Source organism: Stutzerimonas stutzeri (assembly GCF_002890895.1).
Taxonomy (GTDB): Bacteria; Pseudomonadota; Gammaproteobacteria; order Pseudomonadales; family Pseudomonadaceae; genus Stutzerimonas; species Stutzerimonas stutzeri_AB.
In genome coordinates, this window is the sequence record NZ_POUL01000007.1 from 154,520 (window position 1) to 177,031 (window position 22,512).

The following is a 22,512-nucleotide window of genomic DNA, read 5'->3' on the forward strand; positions in this document are numbered from 1 at the left end:
GCACCGATGGCCTACCTCAATCGCAGCAGTTCCCTACGCCCAGGTGCCGCAAACGCGTAGAATGCACGCCTTTCGCCACTACCCAGGCACATACGACCGCACCCACAAGGTTCGCCCGTGATCGAATTTCAGCAAGTCCACAAAACCTATCGGGTGGCCGGCCGGGGCACCGCTCGTGAAGTGCCTGCGCTCAAGCCGACCGAACTGACCATCGGTGCTGGTGAAGTGTTCGGCCTGATCGGCCACTCCGGCGCCGGCAAGAGCACCCTGCTGCGCCTGATCAACCGTCTGGAAGAGCCGTCTGGTGGGCGCATCCTGGTCAACGGAGAAGACGTCACCGCACTCGACGCCAATGGCCTACGCCGTTTCCGTCAGCGGGTCGGGATGATCTTCCAGCATTTCAATCTGCTGATGTCCAAGACCGTCGCCGACAACGTTGCCATGCCACTGCGGCTGGCCGGCAACCATTCCCGCAGCGAGATCGACAGCCGCGTAGCCGCCCTGCTCGAACGCGTCGGGCTGAAAGACCAGGCGCGCAAATATCCGGCGCAGTTGTCGGGCGGGCAGAAGCAGCGCGTTGGTATTGCCCGCGCGCTGGCGACAGAACCGGACATCCTGCTCTGCGACGAAGCCACCAGTGCCCTCGATCCGCAGACCACCGCCTCGGTGCTTCAGTTGCTCGCCGAGATCAATGCCGAGCTGAAGCTGACCATCGTGTTGATCACCCACGAGATGGACGTGATTCGCCGCGTGTGCGACCGCGTCGCGGTGATGGACGGCGGCGCCATCGTCGAGCAGGGCCCGGTGACGGACGTATTCCTGCACCCGAAGCACCCCACCACCCAACGCTTCGTGCTTGAAGACGAAGCGGTCGACGAAGGTGAGCAGCACGACGATTTCGCCCATGTGCCCGGCCGCATACTGCGCCTGACCTTTCAGGGTGATGCCACCTACAAACCGCTGCTCGGCACGGTCGCACGGGAAACCGGTGTGGATTTCAGCATCCTCTCGGGGCGCATCGACCGTATCAAGAACACGCCCTACGGCCAGCTGACCCTGGCCCTGGTGGGCGGCGACATGGCCGCGGCCCTGGCCCAGCTGGATGCCGCTGACGTTCACGTGGAGGTACTGCGCTGATGGACGCCTTGTTCAGCTCTTTATTGGGGAATGTCGACTGGTACGAGATCTGGCTGGCGACCCTGGACACCTTGCTGATGCTCGGCGGATCGCTGCTGTTCACCATCATCCTCGGCCTGCCGCTGGGCGTGCTGCTGTTTCTCACCGGCCCGCGCCAACTGTTCGAGAACGGCCCGCTGTACGGCTTTCTGTCCTTTGTGGTGAACGTGCTGCGCTCGTTGCCGTTCATCATTCTGCTGATCGTGATGATCCCCTTTACGGTGCTGGTTACCGGCACCTCGCTGGGGGTGGCCGGGGCGATCCCGCCGCTGGTGGTGGGCGCGGCGCCGTTCTTTGCGCGACTGGTGGAAACCGCGCTGCGCGAGGTCGATCGGGGCATCATCGAGGCCACCCAGGCCATGGGCGCCACCACCCGGCAGATCATCTTCAACGCCCTGTTGCCGGAGGCTCGTCCGGGCATCATTGCCGCCGTGACCGTCACCGCCATCACCCTGGTGTCCTACACCGCCATGGCTGGCGTGGTAGGTGCGGGCGGGCTCGGCGATCTGGCTATCCGCTTCGGCTATCAACGTTTCCAGACCGACGTCATGGTGGTCACCGTGGTACTGCTGCTGGTCCTGGTTCAGGTACTGCAGAGCGTCGGCGACAAGTTGGTAACGCATTTTTCAAGAAAATAACTGCCTAACCGGCACCGATACTGGAACCCACAAGGAACCCTCCATGAAAAAACTGCTTGCTGCCTTTGCCGCTGTCGCGGCCTTCTCCGCCCAAGCCGCCGACGAACTGAACGTCGCCGCTACGGCCGTTCCACACGCGGAAATCCTCGAATTCGTCAAACCTCAGCTGACCGAACAGGGCGTAGACCTGAACGTGAAAGTCTTCACCGACTACGTGCAGCCGAACATCCAGGTGTCCGAGAAGCGCCTGGACGCCAACTTCTTCCAGCACCAGCCGTACCTGGATGAGTTCAACAAGGGCAAGGGCACCGAACTGGTCAGTGTGGCTGGCGTACACATCGAGCCCCTCGGCGCTTACTCGAGCAAGCACAAGTCGCTGGACGAGCTGCCCAAAGGCGCGACCGTCGTGATCCCCAACGACGCCACCAACGGCGGCCGTGCGCTGCTGCTGCTGCAGAAGGCCGGCGTGATCACGCTGAAGGACGGCGCCGGGATCACTGCCACGCCAAAGGACATTGCCGAGAACCCGAAGAACATCAAGATTCGTGAGCTGGAAGCCGCGACTCTTCCGCGCGTGCTGACCCAGGTCGACCTGGCGCTGATCAACACCAACTACGCCCTCGAAGCCAAGCTCAACCCCACCGAAGACGCCCTGTTCATCGAAGGCAACGACTCGCCGTACGTAAACATCCTGGTGGCCCGCCCGGACAACAAGGACAGCGCCGCCATGCAGAAGCTGATCGAAGCGCTGCACAGCGAAGAGGTGAAGCAGTTCATCAATGAGAAGTACAAGGGCGCCGTCGTACCGGCGTTCTAAGCGCGACGGAAGAAGAGCGGCGTACAGCGTCGCCCCGTTGCACTTGTGACAGGCCCGCCACGTGCGGGCCTTGTTGTTTCTGTTAGCAGCACATTGGGGCAACGCTTAGCCGCAGCTGAGCCGCGGTGGATGGTTACTCCAGCGCCAGCACTGCCGGCAGCTGCTCGGCCAACTTTTCGGTACGCAGCGGCGCGCGGACGAAGCCGCGCAGGCGGCCGTCGGGGCCGATCAGGGCGAGGTTGCCTCCGTGGTCGACCGTGTAATTGTCCTTCGAAGTATCAGCCGGAATGAAGGGTACGCCGGCAGCGTTGGCCAAGGTCTGAATGTCGTCCAGCGAGCCGGTCAGGCCGATGAACTCGGCTCCGAAATACTCCAGGTACTTTTTCAATTGCGCGGGCGTATCACGCTCGGGATCGACGCTGACCAGAATCGGTTGCATCCGCTGTCGTGCCGCTTCCGGTAGCTGGCCGCGCAGCTGACGCAGTTCAGCCAGGGTGGCCGGGCAGATATCCGGGCAGAAGGTGTAGCCGAAGAACAGTAGATTCCAGCGTCCTTCAAGGCTCTTCATCGACACGGGCTCGCCGTTCTGATTGGTCAGCGTCAGGTCAGGCACGTCGCGGCCCTGGGGCAGCATGACGATACCGGCATCGAGCAGGTCGGCGGTGTCGAGCTGCTGCTCGGTGTTGAGCGCCTTGTAAACCGTCAGGCCGATGACCAGCGCAACCAACGCCACGAGAATGAATACGGTTTTCTGGATGCGTGTCATGTAGGTCCTTGTCGGCCGGCTTAAAAGGTCAGCGGCAAATAATGATCAACCAGCAAGGCGATGAACAGCGCGAACAAGTACCAGATGCTGAATTTGAAGGTTTTGATGGCGGCATGAGGGCGGCTGTCGCGATAGAGCACGACTGTCCAGAACAGGAAGCGTGCGCCCAGCAGCACGGCGGCAGCGAGGTACAGCGGGCCACTCATGTGGATGGCAAAGGGCATGACGCTGACCGCCAGCAACATCGCGGTATAGAGCAGGATATGCACCTTGGTGTAGTGCTCGCCGTGGGTCACCGGCAGCATCGGCACGTTGACCTTGGCGTACTCATCCTTGCGGTGGATCGCCAGAGCCCAGAAGTGCGGCGGGGTCCAGGCGAAGATGATCAGCACCAGCAACAGCGGTTCGGCCGTCACCTGACCAGTCACCGCGACCCAGCCCAGCAGCGGCGGCGCAGCGCCGGCCAACCCGCCAATAACGATGTTTTGCGGCGTGGCGCGCTTGAGAAAGCCGGTATAGATCACCGCATAACCGATCAGCGAGGCCAGCGTCAGCCAGGCTGCTAGCGCATTGGTAAAGGTCAGCAGCAGCGCCATCCCGGCAACACTGAGCACTAAGGCGAACAGCAACGCGGCGGCCGGCGCGACTCGGCCTTGTGCCAACGGCCGCTTATGGGTGCGCGCCATTTCCAGGTCGATGCGCCGGTCCACCACATGGTTGATTGCCGCCGCGCCACCGGCACAGAGCGCGATGCCCAGGTTGCCGAATAACAGAACCGTCCACGGCACACCCGAGCGTGTCGCGAGAAACATGCCCACCAATGAAGTGATGAGCATCAGGACCACCACCCTGGGCTTTGTCAGCTCGAGGTAGTCGCGCCAGATGGCCTGGGCGCCGCGTTCGCTGATGAGAGTGGCCATGGGATTCTCCTTATGCGCGAGGCAGGTCGAGCCTGCTCGTCGTGTTCGAATTCAGATGTGGCTGATGAGCCGCTGCGGTGGCAACCGTCGGGTGTAGACGCAGGCGATGGTTGATCAGCACGGTGACCAGCAGCAGCAGCGCACCGCCGCCGTTGTGAGCGACTGCAACCGCCAGCGGGAGATTGAGCAGCACGTTGCTGATGCCCAGCCCGATCTGCAGGGCCAGCGCGGCGACAAGCAGCGCGGCCAGCAGCGACAGGCCGTTGCGCCAGAGCTGCCAGGCCAGCACCAGCAGAATCAGCGTCACCGTGAGCGCGCCCAGCCGATGAGTCAGGTGAATGGCAGTACGCGCTTCGCCATAGAGCATGCCGCCGAGGTAGTTGGGGCCGATGTCGTGATGGGTCAGGTTGAAGGCGTTGGCGAAATCCATCTGCGGCCACCACTGGCCGTGGCAGGTCGGAAAATCGGTGCAGGCCACCGCCGCGTAATTGCTGCTGACCCAGCCGCCCAGCGCCACCTGGACGATCACTGCGAGCATGCCGATCAGCGCGAACGTTCTGAGCTTGCCCGGCACGCTCGGAATCAACGGCCGCCGACCGGACAGGCGCAGCGTCAGCAGGAACAGGAGACTCAAGGTGGTGAAGCCACCCAGCAGATGCGCCGTGACCACCTGCGGCCAGAGTTGCAGGGTCACCGTCCACATGCCGAATGCCGCCTGGGCGATGACGACCGCGAGCAGCAGCAAGGGAAGTTTGAGCGGCTGTCCCGGCTCGTTGCGTCGGCGAAGCGCCTGCACCGCAAGCCCGAGAATGACCAGCCCCAGCGCACCGGCGAAGTAGCGATGCACCATTTCGTTCCAGCCCTTGTGCACCTCCAGCGGCGCATCGGGGAAGCGCATCGCCGCGAGGCTCTGCTTGTCCTCGCTCATGGGTACGCTAAGAAAGCCGTAGCAGCCGGGCCAGTCCGGGCAACCGAGGCCGGCATGAGTCAGCCGTGTATAGGCGCCGAGCAACACCACCACGACAGCCAATAGCGTGGCGACAAAGGCGAGGCGGTAGCCGGGTTTTGCCATCTGCTTCTCCTTGAACGACCTCTTTGGGACTCCAGCGAGGCGGCTGAGTGCCTTGGATCAACCGATCTGGGAGATTTTCAGCAGGTGTTTGAGGTCATCGAGGATCGCCTTTCCGTTGGCCTTGCCGTCATAACGCAGCACCAGATTGCCGTGGGGATCGACGATCCACAGCTGCGCACCCTGCGGTAAATCAGGATTGGCGCCGTAAACGTCAGGGTTCAGGGCGTAGCGCTGCAGCTGCGGATACTCTTGCTGCAGGCGCTGGTCGTACTCGGCAGCCAAAGGCTGCGCACTAGCGAGGGCATGGCTGGCCCGGCCTGCTTCGCGGGCCAGGCCGATGTTGATCTGGCGGGCCAGGTAGACCAGCTGCTGACAGTCCTCAGCGCAACCCTGCGGTGCGGTGACCAGCAATTCCCAGCGCGGCTCGGCAGCCACCGGCGCGGTGACACCCAGAGCATCGCGGCCCTGGCCGGTGGCAACCAGCGCACCGTCGTAGGTACGGGTTTCGGGCACCCAGAAACCGAAGCGGTACATGGCGCTCGCCAGCAGCATGGGGCCGATCACCACCGCAAGGATCAGTAGCAATTGCAAACGTCCCCGGCGCCGTTGTGCCGGTGCAGCCTTGAAGGTCGGATTCATCGCGGTCACTGCTTGCTCCCCCGTGCCTGATGCACGCCGAAGTAGATGAACAACGCCAGCAGTGCCGCTGCCAGCGCAAACCATTGCACGGCATAGCCGACATGTTGCTGCGGCTGCATGAAGGTCACCGGCCAGTCGGCGCGATAAGCCGCGGGGCCCGGGTCCAGCCGCAGCTGATATTTGATGCCGTCGCGGTCGAGCAACTGCCAGATATCTTTCAGGTCGACGTGGTTGATCAGACGCGGCCAGCCTTCTGCCATCCGCCGGTTGAGAATGAACGGGTCGCCGGAGGGCGCGTAGATCCAGGCGGACAGCTTCAGCGGGCGATCCGGGGTGTCGAATTTCGGGGGGATGCGCCGGTCCGGCCAGGGCAACCAGCCGCGGTTGACCAGCACCCAACGGCCGCTGGGCTGATCCTGAAACGGCTGCAGCAACTCGACACCAACGCGACCATCGCGGGTGCGGCTGTCCAACAGGAAGCTGTGCTCGGCGTCGAAGCTGCCCTGCAGGTTAACGCGTGTATAGGCCGGCTCCTGGAGCGTGTCGATCTGCTCCGGGCCGATGGGAGCAGCGGCCTCGCGCGCTTCCTGACGAGCCAGCATGTCGCGCTTCTGCTCACCGCGCTCCAGCTGCCAGAAACCCAGCCAGACCAGTAACGGCAACAGACACAGCACCACAAGCGTGGGTATGACACCCGGCTTGAAGCCGTTCATACCCTGCCCCGCGGCGTATTGATCGGGCTGGCTATACTGCACCCCCACTTCTCCCAGTTCCCCTGTTACGGCGGACCGCTCATGCTCAAGGCGGCAATTGTTCTGTTATTAGTAGCCACACTGGTCAGTCTGTTCAGTGGTCTGTTTTTTCTGGTCAAGGACGAAGGCCGAACCTCACGCGTGCTCACCGCCCTCTTCGTTCGTGTCTCCCTCACGGCATTGACGGTCGCCCTGATTGCATGGGGCTTCTATAGCGGGCAGCTGCAACCCGGTTTCGGCGCCTGATCGGCTTAAATCACGTAGACGAATACGAACAAGCCAATCCACACCACATCCACGAAGTGCCAATACCAGGCCGCCGCCTCGAAACCGAAATGCTGCTCAGGCGTGAAGTGACCGCGGAAGCTGCGCACCAGCATCACCGTCAGGATGATTGCGCCCATGGTCACGTGGGCGCCGTGGAAGCCCGTGAGCATGAAGAACGTCGCGCCGTAGATGCCCGAGCCCAGAGTCAGACCCAGCTCGGTGTAGGCGTGTATGTACTCTTCGATCTGCAATGTCAGGAAGGCGATGCCCAGCAGCACGGTGATTCCCAGCCCCAACTTGAGCTGCTTGCGGTGTGCCTTGCGCAGCGCGTGGTGCGCCCAGGTCAGGGTGAAGCTGGAGGTCACCAGCAGGATGGTGTTGATCAGTGGCAGGCCCCACGGGCTGATGGTGCCCTCTGGAGCGGGATAGACACCCGGGTCGGGATTGTTCAGCAGCGGCCAGCTGTACTCGAAGTTCGGCCAGAGCATGGCGCTGACGCCCTTGTCGCCTTCACCGTCTAGCCAGGGGCCTACCCAGTAACGGATGTAGAACAGCACGCCGAAAAAGGCGAGAAAGAACATCACCTCGGAAAAGATGAACCAGCTCATGCCCCAGCGGAAGGAGCGGTCCATCTGCGCGCTGTACAGTCCCGCACGGCCCTCACGGACCACCGCCCCGAACCAGCCGAACATCATGTAAGCGATCAGCAAAGCGCCGATAAAAAAGATGATCGGCCCGCTGATCTCGTCGCGGCCGGCCTTGAGGTCGTTGAACCAGCTGCCCAGGCCGAAGACGGTAGTCAGCAGCGCCAACGTTCCCACAATCGGCCATTTGCTCTGGGCGGGAACGTAGTAGTTCTCGTGCGTGGTGGTCTGTTGGCTCATTGCAGACTCTCCTTGGTCGCCACCAGATGCGCCGGATCAACGAGGGCGACGGGAGGTTGGCGGGACGTGATGTCGAACAGGGTGTAGGCGAGCGTCAGGTGACGCACATCCGCAGGCAGATCACGATCGACGATGAAACGCACCGGCATTTCGATACGCTCACCGGGTTGCAGCACTTGCTGGGTAAAGCAGAAACACTCGGTCTTGTGGAAATAGGCCGCCGCCTTTGAGGGCGACACACTGGGCACGGCCTGCGCCGTCATCGGCTTGTCTGTCGGGTTGTAGGCGATGAAGCGCATCTCGCGGCTGGAGCCGGGATGAACATTGAGCTGGTCAGCCACCGGCTTGAATTCCCAGACCATGCCTGAGGCGTTGGTGGCGAGAAACTGCACCCGCACCTCACGCGCCTCGTCTACGGTCTGCGCCCCTTCATAGGCACCCGCCGTCTTGCCGTTGATGCCGAAGGCCTTGCACATGACGTCGTAGATCGGCACCAGCGCGAAGCCGAAGGCGAACATCGCCACGACCACCAGCAACAGTCGACGTACCAGGCGGCCCAGCGGCAGCTCAGTGTTCATGGCGAGTCCTCAGAGCCGGCAGGCTAGTCATGTTTCGGACCTGTCCGATGCTCGTGCAGCTCCTCCACCGAAGGCGGCACGCTGAAGGTGTGGTACGGCGCCGGTGACGGCACACTCCACTCCAGGCCCTCCGCACCGTCCCAGGGCTTGGCAGCAGCAATAGGGCCGCCACGGATGCACTTGATCACGATGAACAGGAACAACAGCTGCGTTGCGCCGAACATGAAGGCGCCGATGCTGGAAACCATGTTGAAGTTGGCGAACATCATGTTGTAGTCCGGGATCCGTCGCGGCATGCCGGCGAGCCCGACAAAGTGCATCGGGAAGAACGCCAGGTTCATGCCGACGAAACTCATCCAGAAATGCAGCTTGGCCAGCGTTTCGTCATACATGTGCCCGGTCCACTTCGGCAGCCAGTAGTAGGCCGACGCAAAGATGCCGAAGATCGCCCCGGGCACCAGCACGTAGTGGAAATGCGCCACCACGAAGTAGGTGTCGTGGTACTGGAAGTCCGCCGGCGCGATGGCCAGCATCAACCCGGAGAACCCGCCAATGGTGAACAGGATGACGAAGGCCACGGCGAACAACATCGGCGCCTCGAAGGTCAGCGAGCCGCGCCACATGGTCGACACCCAGTTGAATACCTTCACCCCGGTGGGCACTGCGATCAGCATGGTGGCGTACATGAAGAACAACTCACCGGTCAGCGGAATGCCGACGGTGAACATGTGGTGCGACCAGACGATGAACGAGAGAAAGGCGATCGCGCCGGTAGCGTAGACCATCGAGGTGTAGCCGAACAGCGGCTTGCGGCTGAAGGCCGGGATGATCGAGCTGACCGCGCCGAACGCCGGCAGAATCATGATGTAGACCTCCGGATGCCCGAAGAACCAGAACACATGCTGGAACAGCACCGGGTCGCCGCCGCCGGCCGCGCTGAAGAAGCTGGTGCCGAAGTGGATGTCCATCAGCATCATGGTCACCACGCCGGCCAGCACCGGCATCACCGCGATCAGCAGAAAGGCGGTGATCAGCCAGGTCCAGACGAACAGGGGCATCTTCATCAGCGTCATGCCCGGCGCACGCAGGTTGAGCACGGTGGCGACCACGTTGATCGCCCCCATGATCGAACTGATGCCCATCAGGTGAATGGCGAAGATAAAGAAGGTCACCGATTCCGGCGCGTAGGTTGTCGACAGCGGTGCATAGAAGGTCCAACCGAAGTTCGGCCCACCGCCCTCCATGAACAAGGTGGAGACCAGCAACCCGAACGCTGCCGGCAGCAGCCAGAAGCTGAAGTTGTTCATCCGCGGCAAGGCCATGTCCGGCGCGCCGATCATCAACGGGATCATCCAGTTGGCCAGCCCGACGAAGGCCGGCATCACCGCGCCGAAGACCATGATCAGCCCGTGCATGGTGGTCATCTGGTTGAAGAATTCCGGCTGCACGATCTGCAGGCCCGGCTGGAACAGCTCGGCGCGGATCACCATCGCCATTGAGCCGCCCAGCAAAAACGCGCAGAAGCTGAACCACAGGTACATCGAACCGATGTCCTTGTGGTTGGTGGTCAGCAGCCAGCGTGAGAGGCCCTTGGCCGGGCCGTGGTGATGGTCATGCCCGGCATGACCATGATCGTCGATCACTGCACTCATCACCTGATCCTCTTACTGGGTGGCTTCTTCGGCCTGTTTGAAGATGAGCACGTCTCTCGGCGTGACCATGTCGCCCGTGTCGTTACCCCAGGCGTGACGCTCGTAGGTCACTACTGCAGCGATATCGACTTCCGAGAGTTGCGGGCCGAAGGCAGGCATCGATGTGCCGGGAGAGCCCTTTACGACGATGCTGATATGGTTTTCCGCATCCCCCGTCGCTATCGGCGAGCCCTTCAGCGCCGGGAACATAGGCGGCAGCCCTTCGCCCGAAGCCTGGTGACAGGCCGCGCAGTTGGTCTGGTAGACCTTTTCACCCCGAGCGGTCAGCTCTTCGAGCGTCCATTCCTTGCTGGTCAGTTCGGCCAGCTTGGCGGCTTCAGCCTTCTTCTCGTCGAGCCAGGTGGCATAGTCCTCTTGGGATTTCACCTCGACCACCACCGGCATAAAGCCGTGGTCCTTGCCGCACAGCTCGGTGCACTGGCCGCGGTAAATGCCGGGCTGCTCGACGCGGGTCCAGGATTCGTTGATAAAGCCGGGGATGGCGTCCTTCTTCACCGCCAAATCCGGTACCCACCAGGAATGGATGACGTCCGCAGCAGTGATCAGGAAGCGCACCTTGGCACCTACGGGAATCACCAGCGGCTCGTCTACCTCCAGCAGGTAGTGCTCGCCCTTGGGGGCCAGGTTGTTGATCTGATCGCGGGGTGTGGTGAGGTTGCTGAAGAACTCGACGTCCTCACCCAGGTATTTGTAGTGCCATTTCCACTGATAGCCGGTGATCTGGATGTCCACGTCCGATTCGGTGGGATCGTAGATATGGATGAGCGTGCGGGTGGCGGGCACGGCCATACCGACCAGAATCAGCAGCGGAATGATGGTCCAGAGCACCTCGACCTTGGTGTTCTCGTGGAAATGTGCCGAATCCAGCCGCTTGGAGCGGCGGTGGGCGAACATCGACCAGAACATCACCGCGAACACCAGCACACCGATGATTACGCAGATCCAGAAGATGGTCATGTGCAGATCGAATACGGAGCGACTGACGTCCGTGGCGCCGGCGCGCATGTTCACGTCCCAGGCTGCTTGGGCCTGACCGAACAGCGACCACAGCCCCATCCCCATCCAGACTCGTGGATGTCGCGACATTGCGGGTTCCCCTTATGGTTCTTGTTATCCCGCCGACTACCTGTCCGGCCGCAGAGCGGAGCGAAACGCTCGCTATAACGGCCTGACTACGCTCTGATCTGGCTCCCCCCAATGCCTGGTTGCCAGTCCTCGCTTTGCACGCGCAGTCGGATTCAATCGGTACGCTTACGATCGGAGTATAGACAGCGATGCAAGACTGGCAATTTCGTCAGGATCAGGCGCTGGCTTCTGCTGTGTGGTCGTTCTTTTTCACGCCGCGGATGTTCATCAACGCCAGACACACCTGCAGCGTGATCAGCGCCCAGGCTTCGGCGGACCAGCCCCAGATGACCCAGAGCAGGTTGCTGAGCAGGAAGCACCAGAAGCCCACCGTTCGCCGTTGCGGTTTGAGCGAGCCAATCAGCCACGCCGCCAGAACCGTGACCACCATTGCCGGCCATTGCAGAAGATCGATCCAGTCCACCTTGCCTCCAGAAACGAATGCGCACCGGACCATACCGGCGCCGCAGCGATACCTGGATTGGTGCGCCGAGCGCTTCGTATAGTTCCGGTGATCCGCCCTGCGGGCCCGGGCATGACTAGAGCAGGTTCATCTGCTGCCCGGGCGGAGCGAAGCGAGTGCAATCGAGACCGTAATTCTGGTCGCGGCGGTTGTAGCCCAACCGCTTGCAGGCCAGCTGGAAGCGCTGCGCCAAGAGCTGGGCGAACTGCCCTTCGCCGCGCATGCGGCTGCCGAAGCGGCTGTCGTAATCCTTGCCACCGCGCGACTGCCGTATCAGGCTCATGACATGCGCGGCACGCTGTGGGAAATGCTCCTGCAGCCACTCGTCGAACAGCGTGGCCACTTCATGCGGCAACCGCAGCAGCACGTAGCCGGCCGAGCGAGCACCGGCCTCCCGCGCGGCTTCGAGCATGCGCTCCAGCTCCATGTCATTAACCATCGGAATCATCGGCGCGCACATCACGCTGACCGGTACGCCCGCCTCATGCAGGGTCCGCAACACCCGCAGCCGTGCCGCGGGGGACGCGGCACGAGGCTCCATGATGCGCTTGAGCTCGTCGTCCAGGCTGGTCAGGCTGACCGAGACGCTGACCAGCCGTTGCTCGGCCAGCGGCACCAACAGATCCAGATCGCGCAGCACCAGCGAGCCCTTGGTGATGATGTGCACCGGATGCTTGAAGCGCAGCAGAATCTCCAGCGCCTGGCGTGTCAGCTGTTGTTCGCGTTCCAGCGGCTGATAAGCATCGGTGTTGACGCCCAGCGCAATCGGTTGCGGCACATAGCCGGGCTTGCTCAGCTCCTGCTCCAGGCGCTCGGCAAGGTTGGTCTTGGCGATCAACCGTGTCTCGAAATCAATCCCTGGCGACATGTCCCAATAGGCATGGCTGGGCCGCGCGAAGCAGTAGATGCAGCCATGTTCACAGCCGCGATAGGGGTTTACCGAACGATCGAAGCCGACATCCGGTGACTGGTTGCGGGTGAGCACGCTCTTGGCTGTTTCGAAGCGTACCTCGGTGGCGCGCGTCGGTGGCACGTCCTGTTCCCAGCCGTCGTCATATGCCTCGCTACGGGTCGGGGCGAAGCGGTTGTCTGGATTGATTGCGGTGCCACGGCCACGCGGCGTGCTTTTCGGTGGGTACATGACAGGCTCCGAAATACTGTATATGGATACAGTATCAGAACTTCCTCAAGCGTCGCTAATGTCGACGAGCCCGCCCGTCGAGTGGGGTGGACCGAGGCAGCCGCAGCCGCGATCTGGCAGCGCTATCTCGTCCAAAGCAATCGGTGAAAGTAAACGCTCCCTACAGAGCTGATCTCGAGGCTCAGCGGCACACATCATGTGTGCTGTGAGCAACCGGAGCCATACGGCTCATGCAGGCGACCGCTAGCATGTCAGCTGGACCGTCGCACCTGCACCTTGCTGTACTCGGCTTCTGCGACGTCACTGAGGCGAATGACGCCGCTTCTCGCCAGCTCCCGTGCGCGCCAGTAAAGGTACAGGTCCGTAGGGAAGAAGCCGTCGCAATGGCCCATGACTTCAGCCATGGCGCGGGCCAGCGGCATCCAGTCGTCGCCGCAGGCGGCGACTAACTCGCCGTCGATCCGTGACTGGTCTTCGCCGACAAACCGACCCTCGATCCAGCGACGTATCGCAGCGCTTTCCCGTACGGTGGCACGCCATTGGCTGGAGAGTTCGACGAGGCGTTCAGGGCCGACGAGGCGCGGCTGATAAAGCGCTGCCAGGGCGTCCGGCGCATTCATGGATACGGCCATGCGCATGCCAACCCGACTGTCGCCGGTGCCGCAGGCCACCTCATGAAGCGCGATTGACGAGCCTTCCAATGCCGCCGCCACACGCGCCAGCATCAGCTGTTCGGAGGCGCTATCGCCATGCCAGACCGTGACTTGCCGCGCCTGCTCAGACAGCCGCGCCAGCCACTCGGCATCGGCGGCAATGCCGGAGAAATCCGGCCGAGGCTCCAGCCCGGCAGGCCAGACGGCTTCCCAGAAGCCCATACGCATTCTGCAAGGCGAGGATTCGATATCAGCCAGCGGCCCGACGGCCAGGTCATCGCGCAGCACCCGCACCTCGCTGCCGTCAGCCAGCAGGGGCCGAACGCTCTCCGCGGCGAGGTCGCCACAGGTGATGTGCCACATGGCGAGCCTCCCTTGGATCAGTCGGGTTTTTTCTTCAGCTTGGGATTGGGGAAAAACTGCACGGCTTGCACCTGCGGATCGGGGGCCTTCGGCTTGGCCTGGTTGACCCGCGTACCCAACTCCGAGGGCACGGACTGGCCCTGCGCGTTGAGGGTGTCAGCGTAGCCGCACTCGACGCACTCGCGATGCGGAACGCCATCGACGTCCCACATCTTGATGCTGTCGCTGGCGCTGCACGCCGGACATACCGCCCCGGCGATGAAGCGCTTGGTGGTCACCTTCGGCTCGTCGCTCATGCCACTTCCTCGGTCAGACCGAGATGGCGCAGCAGCGCATCGGTAGACGGCTCACGACCACGGAAGTCGACGAACAGCACCATCGGCTCCTGCGAGCCGCCGCGCGCCAGGATGGCCTCGCGGAAGGCGCGCCCGGTGTCGGCGTTGAATACGCCCTCTTCCTCGAAGCGCGAGAAGGCATCGGACGACAGCACCTCAGCCCACTTGTAGCTGTAATAGCCCGCCGCGTAACCACCGGAAAAGATGTGCGCGAAGCTGTTGGGGAAGCGGTTGCTGGCTGGCGGACGCATCACCGAGACCTCGTCGCGGATGCTTTCCAGCACCTGGAGCACGCTGCGGCCGTCTCCGTGAGTGGCGTGCAGTTCGAAGTCGAACAGTGAAAACTCCAGCTGACGCACCATCATCAGGCCGGACTGGAAGTTCTTCGCCGCCAGCATCTTGTCGAGCAGATCCTGCGGCAGGGTTTCGCCGGTCTGGTAGTGGCCGGAGATCAGCGCCAGGCCTTCTGGCTCCCAGCACCAGTTCTCCATGAACTGACTCGGCAGCTCGACTGCGTCCCAGGCCACGCCATTGATGCCTGATGCACCGGCATGCTCGACCTGGGTCAGCAGGTGATGCAGTCCGTGGCCGAACTCGTGGAACAGCGTGGTGACTTCATCGTGGGTCAGCAGCGCCGGGCGCTCGCCCACTGGCGGGGTGAAGTTGCAAACCAGGTTGGCCACCGGCGTTTGCAGCGTGCCGAGGCAGGTGCGGCGCTTGTCGCGTGCGCCATCCATCCAGGCACCACCGCGCTTGTTGGCCCGCGCGTAGAGGTCGAAGAAGAACCGCCCGACATGCTCACCTTTCTCACGGATCTCAAACAGACGCACGTCCGGATGCCAACCGTCGAAGCTTTCCAGCTCGTGAATCTCGATGCCGTAGAGACGCTTGACGATGGCGAACAGGCCGGCAAGCACCTTGTCCACGGGGAAGTACGCGCGCAGCTCTTCCTGGCTCAGGCTGTAGCGGGCTTGGCGCAGCTTTTCGCCGAAGTAATTGACGTCCCAGCTCTGCAGATCCGTAACGTCCTGCTCGGCGGCAAAGGCGCGTAGCTCCTTCAGGTCGCGTTCGGCAAACGGCTTGCTGCGCTTGGCCAGGTCACGCAGGAAGCCCAGCACCTGATCGGTGCTGTCAGCCATTTTGGTCGCCAGCGACAGCTCGGCGTAGTTGCCGAAGCCCAGCAGCTGCGCCAGTTCCTGACGCAGGTCGAGGATCTGCTCCATCACCGGTCCGTTGTCGAACTGGCCGGCATTCGGGCCCTGATCGGAGGCGCGGGTGGAATAGGCGACATACACCTCTTCGCGCAACTTGCGATTGTCGGCGTAGGTCATCACCGCGTAGTAGCTGGGGAATTCGAGGCTGATCAGCCAACCGTCCAGCTCCTTGGCCTTGGCCGCTTCGGCCATCTGCGCCTTGGACGACTCGGTAATGCCGGCCAGCAGGCTTTCGTCGGTGACGTGCTTGGTCCAGGCCTGGGTCGCGTCGAGCAGCTGGTTGGAGAAGGTGCTGCCCAGTTCGGCGAGCTTCATGCTGATCGCGCCGAAGCGCTGCTGCTCGGCCGGCGGCAGGTCGATACCGGACAGGCGGAAGTCACGCAACGCGTGTTCAAGAATGGTCTTCTGCGCCACATCGAAGCCGTCGGCCTCGGCGCTCAGCGACAGCGCCTGGTAGGCGGCGAACAGGTCGGCGTTCTGACCCAGCTCGGTGGCGTAGGCGGACAGTTTGGGCAGACAGGCCTCGTAGGCGCTGCGCAATTCGGCATTGTTGCGCACCGCATTGAGGTGGCTGACCGGACCCCAGGCGCGGCTGAGGCGCTCGTTCATTTCGTCGAGGCCTACCACCAGGGTGCCCCAGTCGAGGCTCTCGGCGGGGCGGCTGAGCAATTCCTGCAGGGCGACGCGGTTCTCGCCTAGGACGGTATCGACCGCCGGCTCGACGTGCTCCGGACGAATCTCGGAATACGGCGGCAGGTCGAATTCCCGAAGCAGCGGATTGGTATCGGTCACGGCAGTTGCCCCTTCTGAATAAATGATCACCGGTGCATGTTAAAGACAAATGCCCGACCGCGCAGCTGGGGAACGAAGCGATAGAGCGGCTCTATTCACAACGAAACGGCGCGAGTGACGGGCATCCGTACCGGTTATTGGACCGCCGTCTGCTCGGGCAATTCGGGGCGTCGCGCATAGCGCTGGGCGAGCACCGTGCAGACCATCAGCTGGATCTGATGAAACAGCATCAGCGGCAGGATGATCATGCCGACCGCACTGGTGGCGAACAGCACCTGCGCCATGGGCACGCCGGTCGCCAGGCTCTTCTTCGAGCCGGCGAAGAGGATGGTGATGCGGTCTTCCAGATTGAAGCCAAACACCTTGGCCAGCATGGCCGTCAGCCACAGCACGATGGCCAGCAACAGACAGCAGGCCACCACCAACCCGATCAGGTGCCCAACCGGCACGATCTGCCAGAGGCCATCGACCACCGCACCGCTGAACGCCGTGTAAACCACCAGCAGGATCGAGCTCTGATCCACGGTTTTCAGCCAGGTCTTGTTGCGCGTCACCCAGGCGCCGATCCAGCGGCGAGCGATCTGCCCAGCGATAAAGGGCACCAGCAGTTGCAGCACGATCTTGCCGATGGAATCCAGCGTCGAGCCGCTCTCGCCTTCGACACCCATCAGCAGCAATACCAGCAGCGGCGTGAGGAAGATGCCGATCAGGCTGGACGCCGCGGCGCTGCAGATGGCCGCCGGCACATTGCCACGCGCCAGCGAGGTAAAGGCGATGGCCGATTGCACGGTGGCGGGCAGCGCACAGAGGTAGAGCATGCCCAGGTACAGCTCGTCACCGACCATCGGCGTCAACACCGGCTTGAGCGCCAGTCCCAGCAGCGGAAACATGACGAAGGTGCAGGCGAACACCAGCAAGTGCAGGCGCCAGTGGCCGGCACCGGCGAGGATCGCTTCGCGCGACAGCTTGGCGCCGTGCATGAAGAAGAGCAGCGCGATGGCGGCCGCCGTCAGCCACTCGAAGAACACCGCGCCGCGCCCTTCGCAGGGAAACAGCGTGGCAATGGCAACCACGGCGAGCAGGGCCAGGGTGAAGTTGTCGAAGAGCAGGCGGAGCTTGGCCATATGGTTTCCTTGGGACTTGCAGGCGACAGGGATCGACCTTAACGTGAGCGCTTACTTCCGACTAACGCCAAGCAGGCACGAAATGTCGCCAATCGGACAAGAAGCCGCACTGATTACCCGTCTTGGCGCTCTCAAAGCGCTGCCGCGGCCGGTCTATGGTCAGCTCGACTCGCCGCCCAACCTCAAGCTGGGCTACCGCCACAGCCATCCCTGGGTGCAGCTGTCCCATGCGGTGGAAGGCGTGCTCGAGGTGCGCACCGACAATGGCCGCTTCATCGCACCGCCGCTGCGCGCGGTGTGGATACCTGCCGGGGTGACGCATCAGGTCTTCTGTGCGCCGGACACCTGCATTCGCAGCCTGTATATCGACCGAAGCGTAGCCGGCGATGCGCCCGAGCATTGCCGCGTGCTGCAGGTCAGCCCCCTGCTACGCGAACTGATCCGGCATTTCAGCACCCTGCCCGAAGCCTATGCCGAAGACGGTGCAGAAGGACGACTGGTACAGGTGCTGCTCGATCAACTCGGCTGCGCACCGGAGGTCGAACTGGTGCTGCCGCTGCCCGCCGAGCCACGTCTGCATCGGTTGTGCAAAAGCCTGCAGGCGCAACCGGAGTCGCAGGAAGGCCTGGCCGACTGGAGCCGCACCCTGGGCGTATCGGAACGCACCCTGAGCCGGCTGTTCCTCCGTGAGACCGGCCTGACCTTTCGCGCCTGGCGCCAGCGACTGCGGCTGCTCAGCGCCCTGCCAGCACTGGAGCGCGGCGAGCGGGTCACCGACGTGGCGCTGGGCTGTGGTTATGAGTCCTTGTCGGCCTTTATCGCCGCCTTTCGCGAACAGTTCGGCGCTACGCCGGGCGAATTCTTCCGTCCCGGCAGCAACACACTCGATGGTCGGGTCTATCAGTGACCGACACCCCACACACACGCGCTTACAGGAGCCACCCATGAGCATCCGAACCTTCCAGGAACACACACCGGCACTTGGCGAGCGCGTCTTCGTCGACCCCAGCGCCGTGCTCATCGGCGACATCGAGATCGGCGAAGACAGCTCCGTCTGGCCGCTGACCGTGATTCGCGGCGACATGCACCGCATCCGCATCGGCAAACGCACCAGCATTCAGGACGGCAGCGTGCTGCACATCACCCATGCCGGCCCGTTCAACCCGGACGGTTTTCCGCTGACCATCGGCGACGAAGTCACCGTCGGCCATAAGGTCACGCTGCATGGCTGCACCCTGGGCAGCCGGATTCTGGTGGGCATGGGTTCGATCGTGATGGACGGCGCGGTGGTCGAAGACGAGGTCATCATCGGTGCCGGCAGCCTGGTGCCGCCGGGCAAGACGCTGGAAAGCGGCTACCTCTACGTTGGCAGCCCGGCAAAGCAGGCGCGCCCGCTCACGGAAAAAGAGCGCAGCTTCTTCAGCTACACCGCTGGCAACTACGTGAAGTTGAAGGATCAGCACTTGGCAGAAAAGCCTGAAGCCTGAAGCCTGAAGCAAAAAAATGTGCGCGAGCCGATTGTCGAACCGCGCCCCCACAGGAAATTACCGAGCCCTGCGATGCACCACTCAACCATCCTCTTCGACCTCGACGGCACCCTGACCGACCCACGCGAAGGCATTACCCGCTCGATTCAGCATGCACTGGCGCAGCTCGGCATCGACGAGCCAGATCTGGCCAAGCTGGAACCCTTTATCGGCCCACCGCTGCTGCAAGCGTTCATGGAGTTCTACGGCTTCGATGAGGCGCGGGCCTGGGAAGCGGTCGGCTATTACCGCGAGCGCTTCAAGACGATCGGCCTCTACGAAAACCTGCTGTTCGACGGCGTGCTGGAGATGCTCGAACACTTGCGCGGGCAAGGCCGGACGCTCTATGTAGCGACCTCGAAACCCTCGGTTTTCGCCCGCGAAATTGCCCGGCATTTCGCCTTCGATCAGCACTTCAAGGTCATCTATGGCAGCGAGCTGGACGGCACCCGCACCAATAAGGTCGAGCTGATCGCCCATGTGATCGCCAGAGAAGGGCTCGATCCCGAGCAGACGCTGATGATCGGCGACCGCAAGCACGACCTGATCGGCGCGCACAGCAACGGGTTGCAGGCTGTCGGGGTGGGTTACGGTTTTGGCAGCCATGCCGAGCTGATGGCGCAATCGCCAGCGTATTACTACGCCACGCTGCCAGAGCTGCGCACGGCGTTCGGCTAGGGCGTCTTGTCTCGCTCGGGAGCGAAGCTTACAGGCGGTGACCCATCGGCGTTGATCTGCTGAACCTGCGACGGTCGGCCCTCGGCATCGAGCCGGATACGACCGATACCCGAGCCGTTCCATAGCCGTTCGCCAGACCGGCTGCGGCTCGGCAGCCACGGCTGCACCCTCACCCGGCGGCGCTTGGTAAACCAGTTGAGCGGCGAACGCGGCGAATACAGCCAGCGGTTGAGCCTATCGAACAGGTCGAGCAAGCGCGGCGGAAACTCGTTCTTCACGCCACTGCTGGTGATCTGCCATAACCGCGGGCCGTCAGCACGGCCGCGAATGCGTACCTCATAGGCGAACGAGTAATGCACGTCGCCGGAGAGGATCACGTAGTTACCCGGCGTGCGGGTGTGGCGGAAGATGTTGAGCATGACCTGCGCCGCGCCGCGATGGGCCATCCAGTTTTCGGCGTCGACCAACAGCGACAGGCCGGCCCAGCTGAATACGCGTTGCACGGTCTCGATCAGCTTGACGCCGAACATCGGCGCCGGCGAGACGATGATCACCGAACGATGGTCGAGCAGCTCCTGCTGAAAATCCGTCAGTGCTTCCCAATCCATCAGCCCCGAAGGCCGGCTCAGGTTGCGCTCGCTGCGCCAGCGTCGGGTACGAGTATCGAGCACTACCAGCGCAGGCTCGCTGGGTATGACATAGCCCCAGTCGCCGCGCTCCAGCAGCTCGTCAACCACCTGATCATGCAGGGCGCAATCGAGTCGCCCGCCTTCGCCGCTATTCAGCAACGCCTCAACCGCGCTCAACGACGTGACGCTGGCATCCGGCGCATTGCCCCAGGCCTGACACAACAGATAGCCGAGCAAGGCGTTGCCGATGATGCGCCGGGAAAACGGATGGCCGTAGGCGGTCTGCTCCCAGCGGGCGCTGAGGTTCCAGTCATCGGTGATGTCGTGGTCATCGAAGATCATCAGCGACGGCAAATGTGCCAACGCCCGCGCCACCTGCGGCAGGCCGGCCTGGAAGGCATCGATGCAACTCAGTTCACGCGCCCAGCGCTCGGCCTGCTCGCCATCCAGCGGCGGCGACTGAAGCTCGATCAGGCCCCAGGGCACGGGGGACCAGACCAGCAGGTACATCGCCAGCACCTCGCCCAGCGACACCAGATGGTTGTGCGCGCTGGAGGTGGTGAACACCGGTTTTTCGACTCCGCCAAAGAAGCGCTCTCGCAGGTCTTCGTTGGATTTGAACGCAGGCAACAGTTCCGCGCGCCGGTAGTAGGTGGCTGGATGCGCCAGCAGCTCATCGCTGTCGGCGACGGTGGCGCCCTCGAGACATTCGCCATACAGCCCGAGCCGGCGAATCAGCGCATGAATGGCTACCAGAGTGGGCCCGGCCACGTCGTCGGCGTAGATCTGGTCGCCGGTCATCAGCAGCGCGGCGGGCCAGCGCTCGGAGGAGTGGCGGGTCTGGGCCACCAGCGAATCCACGGTGACCAAGCCGTCCGCCGAGGGGTGGTGCGGCTTGCGGCAGGAGCCATGCAGCAGGTCGTCGTAGCGCGACCGGACGACGAACGCCGGCCGCTCGAACCCATCATGGATCAGGTGCGGCGCCCACTCGGCGATGCCTTGCTCAGTGCCGTCGCGCTGGATCAGCAAGTCGTATTCGACCAACCGATCCACCGGCAGCGGCGTAGCCAGATGGAGATCGATCAGGTGCAAGCAGGCCGAGGTGCCAACGCGCAGCTGACGACAGCATTCGCCTTCCAGGGCCAGCGATACCGGAGCCTCCTCTTCGGGCTGCAAGGCCAGGCGCAACTGCAGCGGCTCGCTGGCCACCAGCCAGAGCACCAGACGCCCCGCCTCGAGCCGACGCAGCATGGGCCCGGCAAGCACGAGGGGAAGGGATGCAGCGGTGTCGGATGATGCGGGGCTGGGCATGCAACAGCTCGATGGACGGCAATGGAGCATCAGAGTGTAACGAATGGCGCCGGTTCGCCCCGGTTTGTGGGTCTAAGTCGCTCCACGGAACCGGTGGATGAAAAGAGCGTCATCCACCCTACTCACTGCTCAGTGATGAGGCTCAGTCTTTGTAGGGTGGATCGCGCTTCACCGATCCACCGGGCGGTGGCGAATAGCGACTGAACGAAGGAACACTCGTCCAAGGGCCCGGGCGCCATCAAGCGCGCCGTCTTGACTGGTCGTTGAGCAGCGACTGCAGACGGTCGAGAAAGACCAGACCGTTTTCCCAACGATGGTGCCCCGAAGCCACGTTGATGTGACCGACACCATGGAGCACGCTCACTTCGCTGCCCCAGGCCTCGCCCATGACACGTGAGCGGTCGGCGCTGGCAGCCGGATCATTGTCGGACCCCACCAGCACGCTCGGAAACGGCAGCGGCGCCAAGGGCAACGGTGCGAAGTTGCGCAGCGGCTCGGGGCAGCCCGGCCGCTCGACGTCCGCCGGTGCGACCAGCAGCGCACCCCTCACCCGTCGCAGCGCATCGGGCGCTGCCTGCGCGGCCCAGTGTGCGACGGTTACGCAGCCGAGACTATGCGCTATCAGCACCACCGGCTCTGACGCGCCGGCGATGCCACGACTCAGTTCGGCTACCCAGTCGGGACGCTGCGGCTGAAGCCAATCAGCCTGTTCGACGCGCTGGCTGTGAGGCAGGGTACGCTGCCAGTGGCTCTGCCAATGATCCTCAGGCGAGCCGTGCCAGCCGGGGACGATCAGGTAATGAAACGATCCACGCCGCATGGGATGGCCTCTCGATGGTCACTGAGCCGCGAGTCTATAGCTGGAACGACTGCCACAAGAAAGAATAAGAACGAATTTGCTTATGCACTAATAAATGTCTAGTCAAGCCACCTGCTT

24 protein-coding genes are annotated in these 22,512 nt (G+C 63.1%); 7 read left to right on the forward strand and 17 right to left on the reverse strand.

The genetic code is table 11. The annotated features are described in order from the left end of the window. Nucleotides 1-117: 117 nt before the first annotated feature. From CXK96_RS14815 to CXK96_RS14825, 3 genes are read left to right on the forward strand one after another with little or no spacing between them, the layout of a single operon-like run. Nucleotides 118-1,137: a methionine ABC transporter ATP-binding protein gene (locus tag CXK96_RS14815; RefSeq protein ID WP_102837203.1), complete on the forward strand. Its 1,020-nt coding sequence runs from the start codon at nucleotides 118-120 to the stop codon at nucleotides 1,135-1,137. Next, a complete protein-coding gene (locus CXK96_RS14820; protein ID WP_045422780.1) occupies nucleotides 1,137-1,814 on the forward strand; it encodes a methionine ABC transporter permease in 678 nt (225 codons plus the stop codon). Before CXK96_RS14815 ends, CXK96_RS14820 begins: the two co-directional genes overlap by 1 nt. A 43-nt stretch (nucleotides 1,815-1,857) precedes the next feature. Next, nucleotides 1,858-2,631 carry a MetQ/NlpA family ABC transporter substrate-binding protein gene (locus tag CXK96_RS14825; protein WP_102837204.1) on the forward strand — a complete coding sequence of 258 codons (774 nt, stop codon included), beginning with the start codon at nucleotides 1,858-1,860 and terminating at the stop codon, nucleotides 2,629-2,631. Between the two features lie 133 nt (nucleotides 2,632-2,764). Here the strand turns inward: CXK96_RS14825 and CXK96_RS14830 are convergent, their stop codons facing one another. From CXK96_RS14830 to CXK96_RS14850, 5 genes are read right to left on the reverse strand one after another with little or no spacing between them, the layout of a single operon-like run. Continuing rightward, nucleotides 2,765-3,397, reverse strand: a complete 633-nt coding sequence (locus CXK96_RS14830) for an SCO family protein (protein ID WP_102837205.1) — start codon at nucleotides 3,395-3,397, stop codon at nucleotides 2,765-2,767. A gap of 20 nt (nucleotides 3,398-3,417) precedes the next feature. Next, nucleotides 3,418-4,317: a heme o synthase gene (gene cyoE / locus CXK96_RS14835; RefSeq protein WP_102837206.1), complete on the reverse strand. Its 900-nt coding sequence runs from the start codon at nucleotides 4,315-4,317 to the stop codon at nucleotides 3,418-3,420. A gap of 10 nt (nucleotides 4,318-4,327) precedes the next feature. Further along, on the reverse strand, nucleotides 4,328-5,389 hold the full coding sequence (locus tag CXK96_RS14840) for a COX15/CtaA family protein (RefSeq protein WP_102837207.1): 1,062 nt from the start codon (nucleotides 5,387-5,389) through the stop codon (nucleotides 4,328-4,330). A 57-nt stretch (nucleotides 5,390-5,446) separates the two neighbouring features. Next, nucleotides 5,447-6,028, reverse strand: coding sequence for a hypothetical protein (locus CXK96_RS14845; protein WP_102837208.1), 582 nt, complete (start codon nucleotides 6,026-6,028; stop codon nucleotides 5,447-5,449). A gap of 5 nt (nucleotides 6,029-6,033) precedes the next feature. Continuing rightward, the gene (locus tag CXK96_RS14850) at nucleotides 6,034-6,741 is read right to left on the reverse strand and encodes an SURF1 family protein (protein WP_102837209.1); all 708 of its coding nucleotides are present in this window, start codon (nucleotides 6,739-6,741) and stop codon (nucleotides 6,034-6,036) included. An 81-nt stretch (nucleotides 6,742-6,822) separates the two neighbouring features. Between CXK96_RS14850 and CXK96_RS14855 the strand changes: the two genes are divergently transcribed. After that, a complete protein-coding gene (locus tag CXK96_RS14855; protein WP_101152710.1) occupies nucleotides 6,823-7,026 on the forward strand; it encodes a twin transmembrane helix small protein in 204 nt (67 codons plus the stop codon). Between the two features lie 5 nt (nucleotides 7,027-7,031). On the opposite strand, the gene CXK96_RS14860 is transcribed toward CXK96_RS14855, so the two are convergent. The 10 genes from CXK96_RS14860 to CXK96_RS14905 all read right to left on the reverse strand — a co-directional run bounded on the left by CXK96_RS14860 (nucleotide 7,032) and on the right by CXK96_RS14905 (nucleotide 17,431). Then, nucleotides 7,032-7,931 (reverse strand): cytochrome c oxidase subunit 3, encoded by a 900-nt coding sequence (locus CXK96_RS14860; RefSeq protein ID WP_102837210.1) that lies wholly within the window; start codon nucleotides 7,929-7,931, stop codon nucleotides 7,032-7,034. Continuing rightward, nucleotides 7,928-8,509, reverse strand: a complete 582-nt coding sequence (locus tag CXK96_RS14865; protein ID WP_102837211.1) for a cytochrome c oxidase assembly protein — start codon at nucleotides 8,507-8,509, stop codon at nucleotides 7,928-7,930. Before CXK96_RS14865 ends, CXK96_RS14860 begins: the two co-directional genes overlap by 4 nt. 23 nt (nucleotides 8,510-8,532) lie before the next feature. After that, on the reverse strand, nucleotides 8,533-10,161 hold the full coding sequence (ctaD, locus tag CXK96_RS14870) for a cytochrome c oxidase subunit I (RefSeq protein ID WP_102837212.1): 1,629 nt from the start codon (nucleotides 10,159-10,161) through the stop codon (nucleotides 8,533-8,535). 12 nt (nucleotides 10,162-10,173) lie between these two features. Beyond that, entirely contained in the window at nucleotides 10,174-11,307 is a 1,134-nt protein-coding gene (gene coxB / locus CXK96_RS14875) for a cytochrome c oxidase subunit II (RefSeq protein WP_102837213.1), read from the reverse strand. Between the two features lie 214 nt (nucleotides 11,308-11,521). Further along, nucleotides 11,522-11,803, reverse strand: a complete 282-nt coding sequence (locus CXK96_RS14880; protein ID WP_272888494.1) for a hypothetical protein — start codon at nucleotides 11,801-11,803, stop codon at nucleotides 11,522-11,524. 82 nt (nucleotides 11,804-11,885) lie between these two features. Next, nucleotides 11,886-12,950 (reverse strand): PA0069 family radical SAM protein, encoded by a 1,065-nt coding sequence (locus tag CXK96_RS14885; protein ID WP_102837215.1) that lies wholly within the window; start codon nucleotides 12,948-12,950, stop codon nucleotides 11,886-11,888. 251 nt (nucleotides 12,951-13,201) lie between these two features. Next, a complete protein-coding gene (locus CXK96_RS14890) occupies nucleotides 13,202-13,966 on the reverse strand; it encodes a DUF1835 domain-containing protein (RefSeq protein WP_102837216.1) in 765 nt (254 codons plus the stop codon). Nucleotides 13,967-13,983: 17 nt separating this feature from the next. Beyond that, nucleotides 13,984-14,262 carry a YheV family putative zinc ribbon protein gene (locus tag CXK96_RS14895; RefSeq protein ID WP_102837217.1) on the reverse strand — a complete coding sequence of 93 codons (279 nt, stop codon included), beginning with the start codon at nucleotides 14,260-14,262 and terminating at the stop codon, nucleotides 13,984-13,986. Then, nucleotides 14,259-16,307, reverse strand: a complete 2,049-nt coding sequence (gene prlC, locus CXK96_RS14900; protein WP_102837218.1) for an oligopeptidase A — start codon at nucleotides 16,305-16,307, stop codon at nucleotides 14,259-14,261. Before prlC ends, CXK96_RS14895 begins: the two co-directional genes overlap by 4 nt. Before the next feature lie 134 nt (nucleotides 16,308-16,441). Next, complete coding sequence (locus CXK96_RS14905; RefSeq protein ID WP_102837219.1) at nucleotides 16,442-17,431, reverse strand: bile acid:sodium symporter family protein; 990 nt, start codon at nucleotides 17,429-17,431, stop codon at nucleotides 16,442-16,444. An 82-nt stretch (nucleotides 17,432-17,513) separates the two neighbouring features. Here CXK96_RS14905 and CXK96_RS14910 point away from each other — a divergent pair, with 82 nt between their 5' ends. The 3 genes from CXK96_RS14910 (at nucleotide 17,514) to CXK96_RS14920 (ending at nucleotide 19,635) form a co-directional block, all read left to right on the forward strand. Continuing rightward, nucleotides 17,514-18,338, forward strand: coding sequence for an AraC family transcriptional regulator (locus CXK96_RS14910; protein WP_102837220.1), 825 nt, complete (start codon nucleotides 17,514-17,516; stop codon nucleotides 18,336-18,338). A 37-nt stretch (nucleotides 18,339-18,375) separates the two neighbouring features. Then, complete coding sequence (locus tag CXK96_RS14915) at nucleotides 18,376-18,918, forward strand: gamma carbonic anhydrase family protein (RefSeq protein ID WP_102837221.1); 543 nt, start codon at nucleotides 18,376-18,378, stop codon at nucleotides 18,916-18,918. A 72-nt stretch (nucleotides 18,919-18,990) separates the two neighbouring features. Further along, nucleotides 18,991-19,635, forward strand: coding sequence for an HAD family hydrolase (locus CXK96_RS14920; protein WP_102837222.1), 645 nt, complete (start codon nucleotides 18,991-18,993; stop codon nucleotides 19,633-19,635). Here CXK96_RS14920 and CXK96_RS14925 read toward each other — a convergent pair. Beyond that, on the reverse strand, nucleotides 19,632-21,575 hold the full coding sequence (locus CXK96_RS14925) for an alkaline phosphatase D family protein (protein WP_180981531.1): 1,944 nt from the start codon (nucleotides 21,573-21,575) through the stop codon (nucleotides 19,632-19,634). The two genes, CXK96_RS14920 and CXK96_RS14925, sit on opposite strands and share 4 nt — an antisense overlap. A 238-nt stretch (nucleotides 21,576-21,813) precedes the next feature. After that, a complete protein-coding gene (locus CXK96_RS14930; protein ID WP_102837223.1) occupies nucleotides 21,814-22,395 on the reverse strand; it encodes an RBBP9/YdeN family alpha/beta hydrolase in 582 nt (193 codons plus the stop codon). Nucleotides 22,396-22,512: the final 117 nt, after the last annotated feature.